This window comes from Streptomyces roseochromogenus subsp. oscitans DS 12.976, from assembly GCF_000497445.1.
In the GTDB taxonomy this organism is placed as follows: Bacteria; Actinomycetota; Actinomycetes; order Streptomycetales; family Streptomycetaceae; genus Streptomyces; species Streptomyces oscitans.
In genome coordinates this window covers 2625390-2640779 of record NZ_CM002285.1, presented here as the reverse complement: position 1 = coordinate 2640779, position 15390 = coordinate 2625390, and the positions used below count along the sequence as shown (strand labels likewise).

At 64.9% G+C, this 15390-nt stretch carries 10 protein-coding genes and 2 pseudogenes; 6 read left to right on the top strand and 6 right to left on the bottom strand.

Annotated features, from left to right (window positions below):
• The first annotated feature begins 88 nt into the window (after positions 1-88).
• Complete coding sequence (gene frr / locus M878_RS61200; RefSeq protein ID WP_031224736.1) at positions 89-646, top strand: ribosome recycling factor; 558 nt, start codon at positions 89-91, stop codon at positions 644-646.
• Positions 646-1791 carry a phosphatidate cytidylyltransferase gene (locus M878_RS61195; RefSeq protein ID WP_037730105.1) on the top strand — a complete coding sequence of 382 codons (1146 nt, stop codon included), beginning with the start codon at positions 646-648 and terminating at the stop codon, positions 1789-1791. The genes frr and M878_RS61195 overlap by 1 nt, the downstream gene beginning before the upstream one ends.
• A 72-nt stretch (positions 1792-1863) precedes the next feature.
• Here M878_RS61195 and M878_RS61190 read toward each other — a convergent pair whose 3' ends face one another.
• The 5 genes and pseudogenes from M878_RS61190 to M878_RS61170 all read right to left on the bottom strand — a co-directional run.
• The gene (locus tag M878_RS61190; protein ID WP_023546448.1) at positions 1864-2535 is read right to left on the bottom strand and encodes a YceI family protein; all 672 of its coding nucleotides are present in this window, start codon (positions 2533-2535) and stop codon (positions 1864-1866) included.
• 427 nt (positions 2536-2962) lie between these two features.
• The gene (locus tag M878_RS92205; RefSeq protein ID WP_158692685.1) at positions 2963-6133 is read right to left on the bottom strand and encodes a hypothetical protein; all 3171 of its coding nucleotides are present in this window, start codon (positions 6131-6133) and stop codon (positions 2963-2965) included.
• A 519-nt stretch (positions 6134-6652) separates the two neighbouring features.
• Positions 6653-7363 (bottom strand): annotated as a pseudogene (locus M878_RS61180) (IS256 family transposase); the annotation flags it as partial.
• 38 nt (positions 7364-7401) lie between these two features.
• On the bottom strand, positions 7402-8892 hold the full coding sequence (locus M878_RS61175) for an ISL3 family transposase (RefSeq protein ID WP_078630604.1): 1491 nt from the start codon (positions 8890-8892) through the stop codon (positions 7402-7404).
• Between the two features lie 169 nt (positions 8893-9061).
• Positions 9062-9652 (bottom strand): annotated as a pseudogene (locus M878_RS61170) (IS256 family transposase); the annotation flags it as partial.
• Between the two features lie 55 nt (positions 9653-9707).
• Here M878_RS61170 and M878_RS61165 point away from each other — a divergent pair.
• The 3 genes from M878_RS61165 (at position 9708) to M878_RS97460 (ending at position 12617) form a co-directional block, all read left to right on the top strand.
• Positions 9708-10142 (top strand): hypothetical protein, encoded by a 435-nt coding sequence (locus M878_RS61165; protein ID WP_023546442.1) that lies wholly within the window; start codon positions 9708-9710, stop codon positions 10140-10142.
• A gap of 526 nt (positions 10143-10668) precedes the next feature.
• Positions 10669-11328, top strand: a complete 660-nt coding sequence (locus M878_RS61160; protein WP_158692684.1) for a hypothetical protein — start codon at positions 10669-10671, stop codon at positions 11326-11328.
• A 758-nt stretch (positions 11329-12086) separates the two neighbouring features.
• Entirely contained in the window at positions 12087-12617 is a 531-nt protein-coding gene (locus tag M878_RS97460; RefSeq protein ID WP_158692683.1) for a hypothetical protein, read from the top strand.
• A 161-nt stretch (positions 12618-12778) separates the two neighbouring features.
• Here M878_RS97460 and M878_RS97455 read toward each other — a convergent pair whose 3' ends face one another.
• Complete coding sequence (locus M878_RS97455) at positions 12779-13597, bottom strand: DUF4231 domain-containing protein (protein ID WP_158692682.1); 819 nt, start codon at positions 13595-13597, stop codon at positions 12779-12781.
• Positions 13598-14177: 580 nt separating this feature from the next.
• On the opposite strand from M878_RS97455, the gene rlmN reads away from it, so the two are divergent.
• Positions 14178-15284, top strand: coding sequence for a dual-specificity RNA methyltransferase RlmN (gene rlmN, locus M878_RS61150; protein ID WP_031224732.1), 1107 nt, complete (start codon positions 14178-14180; stop codon positions 15282-15284).
• Positions 15285-15390 lie beyond the last annotated feature (106 nt).

Genomic DNA, 15390 nt, shown 5'->3' with positions numbered 1-15390 from the left:
CCGTGCAGGAAGAAGACGCGACGCAGCCGGCCGCCGCCCGATAGAGGAACCGCAGCCGGGCCTTACTCAAGACACGCAGGAGCAAGTGGTGATCGAAGAGACCCTCCTCGAGGCCGAGGAGAAGATGGAGAAGGCCGTCGTGGTCGCCAAGGAGGACTTCGCCGCGATCCGCACCGGCCGTGCGCACCCGGCGATGTTCAACAAGATCGTGGCCGACTACTACGGTGCCCTGACGCCGATCAACCAGCTGGCCTCGTTCTCCGTGCCGGAGCCGCGCATGGCGGTCGTGACGCCCTTCGACAAGAGCGCGCTGCGCAACATCGAGCAGGCGATCCGCGACTCCGACCTGGGCGTCAACCCCAGCAACGACGGCAACATCATCCGGGTGACGTTCCCCGAGCTGACGGAGGAGCGCCGCCGCGAGTACATCAAGGTCGCCAAGCACAAGGCCGAGGACTCCCGGGTCTCCATCCGCTCCGTGCGCCGCAAGGCCAAGGACGCCATCGACAAGCTCGTCAAGGACGGCGAGGTCGGCGAGGACGAGGGCCGCCGTGCGGAGAAGGAGCTGGACGACACCACCGCGAAGTACGTCGCGCAGGTGGACGAGCTCCTGAAGCACAAGGAAGCGGAACTGCTCGAAGTCTGATGAGCGACTCTTCCTGGGGGGCGCCGCCACCGGCGGGGCCGGCCGGCTACTGGGGGCCCACCGAGGGCGGGCCTGTCCAGGGCGCCGCCCCGGCGGGTCCCGCGTACGATGCGCCTCAGGCGCAGCACACTCGCCCCATGCCCATCGTGCCCGACGAACCCGCGTATGGCGGAGACCAGGACGGCGACCGGGGAGCCGCCCGGCTGAGCGGCCCCTTGTTCCAGGACGAGTTCCGCCCCCGGCCCCCGCAGGCCCGGACCGCCCAGGCCGAGAACCAGAATCCGGAGCCCATGCCCGACGCCCACCAGCCGGCGCCAGCGCCGCAGAAGAAGAGCGCGGGCCGTGACCTGAGCGCGGCCATAGGGGTCGGGGTCGGGCTCGGTGTGGTGATCATCGCGTCGCTGTTCGTCAGGAAGGCCGTGTTCGTCGGGGTGATCGCGGTCGCCGTCGTCGTCGGCCTGTGGGAGCTGACCAGCAGGCTGCGGGAGCGCAAGCAGATCAAGGCGCCGCTGGTGCCGCTCGCGGTCGGCGGTGCGGGGATGGTGGTCGCCGGGTACGTCCGTGGCGCCGAGGGTGCCTGGGTCGCCATGGCCCTCACCGCCCTGGCCGCGCTGGTCTGGCGGATGACCGAGTCGCCGGAGGGCTATCTCAGGGACGTCACGGCGGGTGTCTTCGCGGCGTTCTACGTGCCGTTCCTGGCCACCTTCGTCGCGATGATGCTGACCGCGCAGGACGGTCCCTGGCGCGTCCTGACCTTCCTGCTCCTCACGGTCGTCAGCGACACGGGCGCGTACGCGGTCGGCTGGCGCTTCGGCAAGCACAAACTGGCCCCGCGGATCAGCCCCGGCAAGACCCGCGAGGGCCTGCTGGGCGCGGTGCTGTTCGCGATGGCCGGGGGCGCGCTGTGCATGCAGTTCCTGATCAGCCACGGCACCTGGTGGCAGGGCCTGCTGCTGGGTCTCGCGGTCGCGGGCAGCGCCACGCTGGGCGACCTCGGCGAGTCCATGATCAAGCGCGACCTGGGCATCAAGGACATGGGCACCTTGCTCCCGGGCCACGGCGGCATCATGGACCGGCTGGATTCACTGCTGCCGACGGCTCCCGTGGTGTGGCTTCTTCTGGTGGTTTTCGTCGGCTCGGGCTGAGTCTGCTGCCGTACGGCTTACGGGCCCTCGTCCTCGCTGGAGGGTGGGGGCCCGTTGTGGTGCGTACGGATGTCAGACCGTGGCAGTGATGCGGATCGCGGCGATGTCGAACTGGAGGCGGACCGTCTCGCTCACCATGGACCCGCCCTGAGCCAGCCGGGCGTCATAGGTAAGTCCCCAGTCGGAGCGGTTGATGGTGGTGGTGCCGTCGAAGCCGACCCGCTCGTCACCGAACGCGTCGGTCACATGACCGATGTAGGTGAGTTCCAGGTCCACCGGGCGGGTGGTGTCCTTGATGGTGAGATCGCCGGTCATCCGGTAGACGTCCTGGCTCGCGAGCTGCACGGTCGTGCTCGTGAACGTCATCCGCGGATGGGCGGCGGCGTCCAGGAACTGCCGGCCGACCAGGTGGGCGTCGCGCTGCTCGACGCCGGTGTCGACGCTGGCGGTGTACAGCACCAGGTCGGCCCGGGAGCGGGTCGGGTCGCGGCCGTCGAAGTGGAGGCGGCTCTCGTACTGCGTGAAGGCGCCGCGCACGGTCGTCACCATCGCGTGTCGCACGGAGAACCCGATCCTGCTGTGCGCGGGATCGATCAGCCAGTCGCCGGTGAGGCCCGCCAGCTCGGGATCGGGCAGGACGGCGGTGGCGCCGGCGCGGGCACTGGTCGCCGGGGCGGCGGTCGCCACGGGAGCGGCGGACGGCTGCGCGCGCCGGTGGAAGGAGTTGCGGCCGAAAAGGTTCATGGCTCATCTGGTTACGTCAGAGCCAGGAGGCGGGACAAGGCCCGACCAGGAAACCCGACCGTTCGTCAGCAGAACTTCACAGGCCGCCCGGCCCGTGAACGGGCGAAGCGGCCGGCTCAGGGGCCCAGCGGCGATGCGAAGGCGGCAGCGGGCCCGCGTGGGCTTCCGGCGCAGCCGACCGCGAGGGGCACCCGATTGGATCTGCGACACCGGTAAGGCCATGCCTAAGCCCGGAGAACTGGCAATGATCTGGCGGGACCGAGCGCCTACCTGCGTGTTTGACGCGGGAACGGCACTGGGTCACGCTGTCGGGCCGTCTCTGGGCCGTCAAATTCACTGGGGTCTCGACAGGGCGTCTGTCCGAGCGAGCCGACTTACTGATCCCTCGTTCATGTATTTGGGCCCCGGTCGACCGACACCGCGTCGATCACTCCAGGTCCTCCCACGTCCAGGGGGCGGCAGGCTGTCCGTCGGGCTCCCGCCCGAACCTGTATCGCTTCTCGTGATCACTGAGTTCGACGAATCGATCGATGTGACCTGCGGCAGGCAGACGTTCGATGAGCGTGCTGATCTGTTCCTCCGCGCCGACTGCCTGTAGAGCGTTCAGTAGCCAATTGACGGTGTTCGTGCCGTTGAGGACGACGTGGGTGGCGGGGTCGCGCGCCAGGAGTGCAGCGATCTGATCGTCTGCGCCGACCTTCACCAGCATTTCCAGGAGTTGGGCGACGCCGTCGGCGTTGTCGAGAGGGAGGTGGATGACAGCTCGCTCGGCCAACGTGGCGACCTGTTCGTCAGCCTGTGCGTTGTGCAGTTCTTCCAACAGCCTTGGCACAGTGGGCGGGTTGCCTATTTCAATATCGGCGTGGGTGGCGAGGTCGCGGGCCAGCAGCTTTGCAACCTGTTCCTCCGCTCCGACTTCCCGCAGTACCTGCAGCAGTACGGCCAAACCCCCGTTAAGCGCGACGTGGGTGGCGGGGTCGCGGACCAGCAGTCTGGTGACTTGCTCGTCTGCTGCCGTCAACTGGAATATCGACAGCAGCTGGCCAACGGCGTTCGCATCATCCATGGTGACATGGGTGGCGGGGTCGCGGGCCAGGAGTGCAGCGATCTGTTCGTCTGCTCCAGCCTCCCGCAGTTCCCACAGCAGTGTGGCCACTTGTTGCGCATCGTCGATGGCGACGTGGGTGGCAGGGTCGCGGGCGAGCAGCGCACTGATGAGTTCCTCTGCCTCAGATTCGTTCAGTTCGTTCAGCAAGCTGGCCACAGCAACGGGGTCGTCGAGAGCTACGTCGACATGGGGGGCTGGGGAACGGGTGAGCAGCGCTGTCACCTGCTTGTCCGCTCCAACCTGCCGAAGGGACTCCAGCAACGAGGGCACAGCGAATGGGTTGTCGAGAGGGATGTTGACGTGGGCCACGGGGTCGCGGGCCAGCAGTGCAGCGATCTGTTCGTCTGCTCCAGCCTGCCGCAGTTGCCACAGCAGCTCGGCCACCCCGCCCGGGTCGTCTAGAGCCGCGTATGCAGCGGCTCGCTCGGCCAGGGCCGTAACCTGTTCATCTGCCTCTGCCTCCCGTAGTCCCTTCAGCAGCCAAGCCACCGAGTCCAGGTCATTGAGAGCGATGTGGGTGGCGGGGTCGCGGGCCAGCAGTGCAGCGATCTGTTCGTCTGCCTCCACTTCCCGCAACTTGCTCAGCAGCGTGGCCACTTGGTCCGCATCGTCGATGGCGACGTGGGTGGCGGGGTCGCGGGCCAGCAGTGCGGTGATCTGTTCGTCTGCCTCCACTTCCCGCAACTTGCTCAGCAGCCTGGCCACTTGTTGCCCATCGTCGAGGGCGACGCGGGTGGCGGCTTGCTCGGCCAAGGCGGTTAGCTGTTCGTCCGCAGGACCCCCGTGAAATCTGCCGAGTAGCTTGATCACATGACCCGGGTCGTCAAAAGCGATGTTGACTGTGACCCATTGGGCCGGGCGGCGGTCATCGGGATGCAGGGTGTGGAGATGAGCGACGAGCGTGGGAGAGGCGTCTTGGGCGCCGTGGGTGATGGCGTGTTTGTGGAGCTGGGCGGCGTCGCGATAGAGGCCGCGCTGCCAGGCTGCGTTGCCGAGTGCTGTGAGGTCAGCGGGGTGGGCGTGGGAGGCGGCTGCGGTCCAGAAGGCGATGGGAGGGATGTCGTCGACGCGGTGGCGGCGGCCGTACTGGTCGAGGTAGTCAGCCAGCCGGTACAGCGTTGCGTGCCCGGATTCGGGCTGGCGCCCGGCAGTGAGGGTGCCCATGCGACGGTTGCGTTGGTTGGGAGGTGTACCGGCTTTGACGGGGATAAGGATTCCGGGGATGCCGTTGCATGCGGTGGCGGTGTACTCCAAGGCCTGTTGCAGCCAGTCGTCGCTGGTCTGATCCCACTCTAGGTCGGTGAGGTAACCAGGCGCGGCCTCTGCCAGCAGTGCCAATGGCAGCCGAGGGCCGGCGCCGAGACGACGGGCGTCCATGGCAGCCTGGACGAGTGCCTTGGTTGCAGGAGGGGCTTCGTGGTACCGGTCCAATAGGACCGGTACCCCGGCCAGGTACTGGGTGATCTGACCGTTGCGAGCGTTCTCGGCCGCCTCGCCGAGTCGGGGATCGAGATTGGCGTTGTCTGCCAGCTCGGCAAGGTCGTCGCCGGTGAATCCATCCGGCACTTTGATCTTGTGCCCGTCCAACAACTCTCGTGCGTGGGCATGCAGGTCCGGCTTGGTACGCGTAGTCAGCGTGCTCCAGTGCTCCGGCCACAAGGTAGCCAGCACGAGGATCGGCCCTCGCCCCGGCTCGCGTAGGAGATTCCGCAGCCCCGCGGCAACTTGCTCTCCGAGCCTGTCAGGCGCCAAGTAGAACTGGGCCTCGTTAAGCCAGACCACTGTATGTGGAGCGATGTTGGGTAGTTCAGCTAGGGCAGCGTCGGGTCGGGAGGGATCGATGGGGTGCCACAGCCGCCAGGGCTCATCTTGAGCGCGTAGCGTCTTCAGTGTTTCCCAGCAGGCTCGCGTCTTGCCGGTCGAGGACCCGCCCACCAGCACCGCGATCCGGCTCTCACCAGCGGCAGCCTGCGCCACTACCTTGGCCAGCCGGTAGTCGTGCTCGCGCGGAACGTATGGCGGAAGCATTGGCAGACCCGCAACCGAAGAGTCGATGGCGTGGTGTACTTCAAGATGAAAGGGGTCGGATATCGCGCCCAACGGTTGGCCCGGTCGCATACGCTCCAGCACCGCACGGCCCTGCTGAGCTGCCACCGCTGCGCTTGTCCCGTGCGCGCGCAGTTGAGCCTCGGCTTGGTACAGGAGACGCCACCGCTGCGCACTCAGGAGCTCCGTAGCCGTTGGGGCGTCGGCTAGCCCTGCGTGCTCAGCCTGTAACTGCACTGCCCGTACCAAGTCCAGCAGTAATTCGACCCGCTGGGGAAACCGGACGGCGCGCAACCAGTCCCCGATCGTGGTCGGGCTGACCCCGACGGCTTCAGCCAACGCACGGTCCGACGGTTGACGTTGCAGTTGGTTGTTTCGAAACGCGGCCAACTTGGCGATTTGCCCAGCGAATTCAGATGTGCCCGCAGCTGTCGGTTCTGTCATCACCACACGCTTTGCCACTCGCAGCTCAGGAGGGAGTGTCCAGCATGCCCCGTGGACATTGGGTGGACAAGAACGTCAGTCGAGCCGGGATCCGTAGCGACCTATCTGCGCAGCTTGGTGGTACGTGTCCAATCCGAGAGGGACTCCTCTTGGACGGCTACTTGGACAGGCAGCTTCGGACTCGTCGCGCACGGCCTGCCCTAGGCCGTCCTTGATCACGGGAGTCCACGTGATGAACCAAGTCCAGTTCCTGTCCCTACTGCTTGCCCTCTCTGTGGCTCTCAATATCGCGATCACAGCGGGCCTACTTGCTTACCGATCCGGCGCTAGCATGCCGAACGCACTCCTCACGGGCGCGGGCGCCGCAGCCAGCAGCCTTGGTGTCTACTTCGCCGCCCTCGCCGCATACAAATAGCGCATCACGACTTGCGCGGAGTTATCCCTGTGGGCCCCATTTTATGGGGCCCGCAGGCGTGCCACGGGTCTGTCAAACGAGCGGTGTAACTGGGTAGTTGATGGTTACTGGCGGGCCGCGGAGAGTCGGCCGTCGAAGGTGATGTCGAAGGCGTTCAGTGCGGTCTTCCAGCGCATGGTCCAGCGGGCCTGGCCCTTGCCGGTGGGATCGAGCGACGTGATCGCCATGTAGACGCACTTCAGGGCGGCCTGCTCGTTCGGGAAGTGCCCGCGGGCCTTGACTGCTCGCCGGATCCGCGCGTTGACGGACTCAATCGCGTTGGTGGTGCAGACGATCCGGCGGATCTCGGTATCGAACCGCAGGAACGGAGTGAACTCCTCCCACGCGTTCTCCCACAGTTTCACGATCGCCGGATACTTCCCGCCCCAGGCATCGGCGAACCCCGCGAACCGGTCCAGGGCAGCCTCCTCGGTCTGAGCGGTGTAGACGGGCTTGAGGAGCTTGGCGATCTTGTCCCAGTCCTGACGGGCGGCATAGCGGAAGGAGTTCCGCAACAGGTGGACCACGCAGGTCTGCACGATGGTGCGGGGCCAGACCGTCTCCACCGCCTCGGGCAGGCCCTTGAGCCCGTCGCAGACCAGCATCAGCACGTCGTTGACGCCGCGGTTCTTGATTTCGTTGAGGATGTGCAGCCAGTGCTTGGCGCCCTCGCCGCCGTCGCCGGCCCACAGGCCCAGGGTCTCGCGTCGGCCCTCCGCCGTGACGGCCAGGGCCACGTAGATGGGCCGATTGGCAACCGCGCCGTCGCGGATCTTGGTTCTGTCGACGATCTTGTGATCCGAGGGGTCGAGGCTCACCGTGCGAGCAGGACGCGTTTGCGAAGCAGATCGAGACTGGCCCTGCCGAACATCTGGCGCTTCAGCATCTTGAGTCGGTTGATGTTGCCCTCGACGGCGCCGGAACTGTGCGGCAGAGAGAGCCCGTTGCGGACGGCGTCAAAGTCGCGGCGGAGGTTGCGGGCGAAGCCCGCAAGCGGAGCCAGACTGTCCCGTTCGACGTCGGTGATCCAGTCTTCGAGGCGGTCGCCGTGGCGGCCGGTCATCATCGCGGCGAACTTCCTGATGTGAAGAGTGAGCCGGTCGAGTTCGGGATCGCGCTCACGCAGTCGGTGCAGCTTGTCGGCGTGCTCGTCCCGTAGGTGCTCGGGGTGGGTCATGTTCCAGGAGGTGACTTCGCGGACCGATGGAGGCTTCGGTCCCGGATCGGGTGCGTGTCCGCGCCCGGTCCGGTAGCGCCGCAGATGCCGCTGGACGGCCAGCTCTCCGCCTGGATAGCCGAGTTGTCTGATCTCGCGGTAGAGCTGGGCGGCGTTCCTGACGCCCTCGTTCCAGCGCCGGTGCAAGTAGCCGACGTATGGGTCCACGACATGCGCTCGTTGGAGGTTCTTGGCCACGACATCGTCGGCGGAACGGGCGTTGACCAGTTTGCGGACGGTTGCCTGGTGCAGCCCGACCTTCCGGCCGATCGCCGCCTTCGACATCCCCTGATGCCACAGGTCGTGGACGGCTGCGTGCTGCGCACGCAGCCGGATCACGATCTTCAGCTCTTTCGGCGGCTGGACCACCTCGGGCTCCACCTCCACGTGATCGGGGCTGGATGCCGAGCCGGGAGGCACTTCGGCCAGGCGGGAGCTATGGGCGTTGACCGTCTTCTCGACCGCCTGGCCGAGGTTGGCCCACAGGTGATAGCGATCCGCGACCTGTTGGGCCTGCGGCGCCCCGACCCGAGCGCCCTCCCCGTATCCGCTGGAACGGTCCCGGCAAATGACCGTCACCTCGGGGTGATCGCGGAGCCATGCGGCCAGGTCGTCACCTTCGCGGCCGTCGTAGAGGTGCAGCGGCCGGTGGGTGGCCATGTCGATCAATACCGTGCCGTAGTGGCGGCCCTTGCGGAAGGCGAAGTCGTCGACGCCGAGGATATCCACCTTGCCGATCTCCGGCTCAGGCAAGGACCTGACCAGCCGCAACAGCGTGTCCTTGCCTATGGTGAGGCCGACCGCGGCTGCCAGCCGGGCTCCTGCCCGGCCGGCCAGGGCCAGCCCGATCTGCGTCAACACCTCGCGCAGCAGGGGAGTATGCCGACTGTGCGGGGTGGTCAGTCCCGAGACCTGCTCGGCGAACGTCACTGCCGTGCAGGCAGGGTTCTCGCAGCGGAAACGGCGCACGCATAACTCGATCACGACACCGAGCCCGCCCACAGCGACATCACGCAGCCTGCGTACGTACCGACCGTGCACCCGGGCCGAGCTCTGACCGCACCGACACGATCCAGTCGTCGCCCGCACCCGCGTTCTCAGCACTACCTGGTCCGGTCGCCGCTCAACCTCCTCTATCAGCAACGTGGACAGGGACGGAAACAGCTCCAGGAGCACATCACGAGGGCACGCGATGCATGATCGCGAACAGCCGAAGCGACGTGCTCAGCCGTCCGGATCACAAGATCGTCGACAGAACCCGGATCTTCACGTGGATGGCGTCGATGAAGACCACCGGGTAGACGGCGTCGAGGGGGCGGCTTTGCCATTCGGCCATGCCCTCGAGGACCTTGTCGGTGATGGTGGAGATGGTCTGCCGGGAGACCTCGGCGCCGTAGACCTCCGCCAGGTGGGCCTGGACCTCTCCGGTGGTCAGGCCCTTCGCGGCCAGTGAGATCACCATCTCGTCGACGCCGGTCAGGCGCTTCTGCCGCTTCTTGACGATCTTCGGCTCGAAGGAGCCGTCCCGGTCGCGGGGCACGGCTATCTCTACCGGTCCCACGTCGGTCAGCACGGTCTTGGAGCGTTTGCCGTTACGGGAGTTGCCACCGTCTTTGCCCGCAGGGTCGTGCTTGTCATAGCCGAGGTGATCGGTGATCTCGCCTTCGAGGGCGGACTCCAAGAGCCTCTTGGTCAGCTGCTGCAGCAGCCCGCCCTCGCCGGTCAGCTGCAGACCCTCGGCCTGGGCCTGGGCCCGGCTCACCAGCTCGTCGATCAGCTTGTCGTCCACGGCGTTCACAGCCGCTGCCGACTCGTCGACCTCGTGCTCGGCCACGTTCTCACTGGTCATCGATGCATCTTCCATGATCGGGAGTTACACCGAACGATTTACAGTCCCGGGAATCGTGGCCTACCAACTCAGCTTCTTCTGCCGCTCTGGAGAAGACAGAGGCGACGAGGCGCTTGATCGCCTGCTGGACTACCTGCTGGAGAGCGGCGACCGCCTGGTGGGCGAGTGGTTGGGGCCGTTCGGGGATTCGGTGGCCGCGTTCAGGCTCGGTACTGGTTCCAGCGACAGCGACAGGCCAGTCGCGGACTTGCTGACCCTGGAAGTACACGTGGGCGTAGCAGAGATCGCAGAGTCTGTGATCACTGCATCGCCTAATGACGAGCAGGGCATCTGGGGATGCGACCTGCTAGCCACCGTCACCCTCAGCGGGGACAACCCCGACTGGGCGCTGCTGCACCGCATTTGGGCCGCCGTGGTGAGCCTGTGGGAGGCGGTTCCTTGGGACGAGTCCTCCGGGTTCGAGATCGCTGCCGGCATGCCGCAGCTCTGAGCTCCTACCAAGATCACGGCCAGTTGCGGCGCAGGTCAGCAACGCCCCAGGCCAGACACCATCCGCATACGCGATCTCCAGACTGGTGCTGAAGCACCCGGCCCACGGCGCTTGACTGGGTCATTAAGACTCCACCGGCCGCGTGGTCACCCGCGCCGCACCGGTCCACCCCACGCCTCACCTGCGCAATCGACACCGTGGGATAGGTGATGAGGTATGAGAGGGCGGTACGTGACGTATTGTCACATCTGTCGTCTCCGGAGCGTGCAGGAACGCGGCATCCGCACTTACCGGAGGGCTCGGTCGTGTTGGGGTGTCCCCGAAATGGGCGCAGATCCTCGATCTTCACTGCGTTGGAGGTATCGACGCGTCTCTGGCGGACCCAATAGCATGCGGCGCTCAATTCAACCGCGATCAAGCAAGGAGGGGGCGCGGGATGCTACTGACGTGTCGGAAGTGTCGGCAGCGTGAAGTTGCTTTTGACGGGATCAAAGGGCTGTGTCCGGTCTGTCAGCAGGAGAGCGACTTGTCGAAGCCGCCTCAGCGTCGCGGGCGCAACGCCAAGGCGGCGTTGCTGATCCAGTCCAAGGTGAGTCCGGGGAGGGTTTCGATGACGGGCCCACTACTCACGGTACTGGCTGCAGCCGCGGTGGCCATCGTCAGCGAGGTCGTGCGGTTCTCCGCCGAGCGCACGCGGGCCCACCAATGGGCCTTGGCCGCCGCTAACGACGGCTACGACCGGCAGGCTTTGCACAGCGCACTCCAAACGATCAACACCACGAACATGTTGCGCTTCGCAGCCTTCATGGCAGTTCTGTACGCCTACCAGCGGTGGGCGCGCGCCGGCCACGCGAACGCCATGTCACGCACCGACATCGGGCTGGGATGGACCAGGGCCCTGCCCGGCGGCCGCGGAGTCGTCTGGACCTACGGCGCGTGGCTCCTGTCGGTTTTCGCCGCGCTCTACCTCTCATTCGTGACCAACTCCAACCTTCAAACGCCCGGCGACTACGAGACCGCGGCGAACGTCGACGCCATCTACAGCCTGGTCCGAATAGCCCTGGCCGTCCTACTGAGCATGTTCGTCGTGCAGTTGACCCTTGGACTGAACAAGCTGCTGGCCACGCCACAGACCATGGACGTGGCCGACCGGCCCGTCGAGCTGCAGACCATCGACGAGGAGTAACGTGCCACGCCTGGCCACAGCGCCGAGGGGAGGGCGACCTGCGATGCCCCAGTTATCCGCAAAGGTGCAGTCCCCTGAAGGGATCTGCACCCAACCGCAATAGCAAAACGGGCATCAGCTCGCGTGCCGCCCTCTGAGTGTGGTGGGCGGATCTGTCAAGAGGGGCCCGGATGCCTGACATCAACGGCTGACATCAACAAGCGCGGACACCGGCGACCGACGCCGAACCTGACCGGACGATCAGCCGAGGACTTCAGCGGGTTGACCGATGTCGCCGACTCCCCGTGATCGACCTGACAAGGATGACGGCTGACCTCAAAGCCTGGCCGGCACCGTGTGCCGCCCTCACTGATGGGCGGCACACGGGCAGCTCGCCTGGCTGATCGAGACTCCGCCGACTGGTAGCTCAGCGGCGCAATTGGCAGGTAGTGTAATAGGTCTTATGGACAGCTGAACGCCAACCGGAGGCGGATATGTCTGAGATTTCCCGTAAGCCCCCTAGGGATGTGCTAAGGCGACTCCGTCAAGAAGTCGGATTCTGCTGCCCAGTAGAAGGTTGCGGTTCTCCGTATTTGACATGGCACCACTTTGACCCGCCGTGGCGGGCCGAGAAGCATCATCGCCCAGAAGGAATGGTAGCCCTCTGTCGAGAGCATGCAGACAAGGCCGATAACGGAGCATTTACCGATGATCAGGTTCGCACTCTAAAACGCGAAGGAAAGTCTCGGGCTTCTGTTGTACGGGGTCGCTTTGACTGGATGAGACACAAGATCTTGATGGTCGCTGCCGACAATTTCAGCTACGAGTGCTACACGGCACTTGAGATCGGAGGAGTCAAGTCTATTTGGTTCGAAAGGGACGAGGACGGTTACCTCCTATTGAATGTGAAGATGCCAACCCTGGCACGCCGTCCTCGGGCCGAGATTGAGCAAAACGTCTGGACTGTTACGCCTGGCGCCGACGAAGTAATCTGCCCACCAAACGGACGAATAGTCGAAGTTAACCATTCAAATGGTGACCGGTTCCGGGTCGAGTTCTTCACATTGGAAAATAGTGAAAAATTTGCCAGCCGATACCCTCATATGGTCAACTGTAAGGACATGCCGGAGTACCCGCTGACGGCTGTGGAAGTCTATGAAACCGTCGCGGGGACGGGTCTATCACTTACGCCGTATGGAATTTCAATGGGCGGAGGCCACATTGGAGGGAATTACTTTCAATGCCTTGCTGGACCCGCAATCAGTATCGACTTGGGTCCTGAACAGGGAAGTCGCCTCTTTCGTCGATGACGAGGACGGCGAGGCAGTGCACCGTGTCACTGTCTCACGCATTGCGTGAGAACGGTGCCTCCAGGAGTTGTTCAATGGCTTGCCAGAGCCTAGTGAATTTTCCCCTCCCTCTCAAAACTGGCACTCGGAAATTTTCGCCGATCCGGGACGGCTCCTCTTCGCTAGATGACTTGCTGCTGCCCCTGCTGTGGCTGATCAAGTTGCTGCTCTCGCATTCGCTGCTCGGCGCGCAATCCTTCTACGGTGGTTGCGAATAGTTCCAGGTTCCTTTCATCCTCAGTCATGTTGTACGGAGCAATTCCCAGCTCAAGAGCGTTAGCGTGCTGCTCGATACTGTCGGCCGTCTGCTGAAGGTTGAAAGCACGCTCTCGGGGTTTGAAGTAACCAGCTGCAGCAGTAATCACAGTCACGATGGAACCAAGGCCGATGAGAGCACCCTTTGCGGGCTGGGGCGGGTCATACCAAGCAGTAACAGCTGAAACAGCCGATGAGCTAACGAAGAGGAGCCATTGCATCAGGAGATGCACACGGCGATAATGCCGCGACTCTTCACGCAATCGAGATATCTCCCCCGGCAGTCTTTCCTTATAGGAAGACTGCCGATCCATTGGTGGAGGGGTACGCCGCCTGGCTTCGAGAATATGACGCTCTTCAGCCAAGGAAAGTTCGAGCTTGAGCTCTCGGACCGAGGTCTGTCGATCTCTCCATACGTCGCTGAAGTCGCTATGGAACTCAACTAGCGCCTGTGCGACAAAAGCCACGCCTAGTAGAAATGCCATACCGCCAAGGATTCCGTTGAGTGCACTTGGCATACTCGAATGCAGCCATAGAAGCATCTTCAAACCAGCCCACGCCAAGAGCACGGCAATGGCTAGAGGTGGAGTTCCGTACAGACCGATCACTTGAAGGCGGCGGTTCTTGATACGTTGCTTGAGATCTGCAATTTCACGACGATGCTGGATTAGCACGTCCGTGGTCATTGAGCCCGTGTTGGTGATGCCTGACTGCACCATCTTTCCGCCCTGTCGCCCCTACTTCACTCACAGCCCATTGCTGAACAAGACCATCTCCAGTAGATCTTACGGATGCCTTGAGCCCACGGAGCAAGATTGGGGCAACTTCCCAGTGAGCCTGGGGCGGCCGCCGTTCCTGGAGGTGCCAGCCGCGCACGCGGTGCGGAAGAGTTGGGCGGCAACCATCACAGCCGTGCCTTTGGAGGCCCGGATCACGGAGGAGGTCATTGGTCGCCAGCACTTCGGGGTGTTCAGACGTACCGATGGCGTTCCGGACGCCATAGCGCTCGCGTAGATCACATCCATGCCGCAGGGGACGGATCTACCGGCCCTCGGGGCCTTCGTCAGTGGTGAGGTCTGACACGCCGAAAACCCACCAGGTCAGAGTGGGCCTCGATGAGTGGCAGGCAGACCACGAGTGATCACCCTTGGGCCGTCTCTGGGCCGTCCGACGCCGCTCAGTGGCGACCGTTGATCCCTACTAACGACAGTCGTAGCGAGCCGCAGCCGCAGGTCACCCGATTGGATCTGCGACACTGGTACAGCCATGCCTAAGCCCGGAGAACTTACTTTCGTCGCACCGCGCGGAGCCAAGAAGCCGCCGCGGCACCTTGCCGATCTCTCGCCCGCCGAGCGCAAGGACGCGGTGGCCGAGATCGGGGAGAAGCCGTTCCGTGCCAAGCAGCTCTCGCAGCACTACTTCGCGCGGTACGCGCACGACCCGGAGCAGTGGACCGACATCCCCGCCGGGTCGCGCGGGAAGCTGCAGGAGGCGCTGTTCCCGGAGCTGATGACCGTCGTACGGCATCTGTCCACCGACCAGGGGACCACGCGCAAGACGCTGTGGCGGCTGTTCGACGGGACGCTCGTCGAGTCCGTGCTGATGCGGTATCCGGACCGGGTCACCATGTGCATCAGCTCGCAGGCCGGATGCGGGATGAACTGTCCCTTCTGCGCCACCGGGCAGGCCGGGCTGGACCGGAATCTGTCCACCGCTGAGATCGTGCACCAGATCGTCGACGGGATGCGCGCGCTGCGGGACGGCGAGGTGCCCGGCGGGCACGCGCGGCTGTCCAACATCGTCTTCATGGGCATGGGCGAGCCGCTCGCCAACTACAACCGAGTCGTGGGAGCCGTCCGGGCACTCACCGACCCCGCCCCCGACGGGCTCGGGCTCTCGCAGCGCGGGATCACTGTCTCGACCGTCGGGCTGGTGCCGGCCATCCACCGGTTCGCCGACGAGGGCTTCAAGTGCCGGCTCGCGATCTCCCTGCACGCCCCCGACGACGAGCTGCGCGACACCCTCGTCCCCGTGAACACGCGGTGGAAGGTGCGCGAGGTGCTGGACGCCGGGTTCGAGTACGTCGAGAAGAGCGGGCGCCGGCTGTCCATCGAGTACGCGCTGATCCGCGACATCAATGACCAGGCGTGGCGCGGTGACCGGCTCGGGCGGCTGCTCAAGGGCAAGCCCGTGCACGTCAATCTCATTCCGCTGAACCCGACGCCGGGCTCGAAGTGGACGGCCTCGCGGCCCGAGGACGAGAAGGCCTTCGTCGAAGCCATCGCCGCGCACGGCGTGCCCGTCACCATCCGGGACACCCGTGGGCAGGAGATCGACGGAGCCTGTGGTCAGCTCGCGGCCACCGAGCGGTAATCTGACCCGGTCCGGATATCTTCATAACTTCATATTCCGACAGGGGAGCGCCACAGCGCTGAGAGTGCGGCAATCGGGCCGCAGACCCTCTGAACCTCGCCCAGGT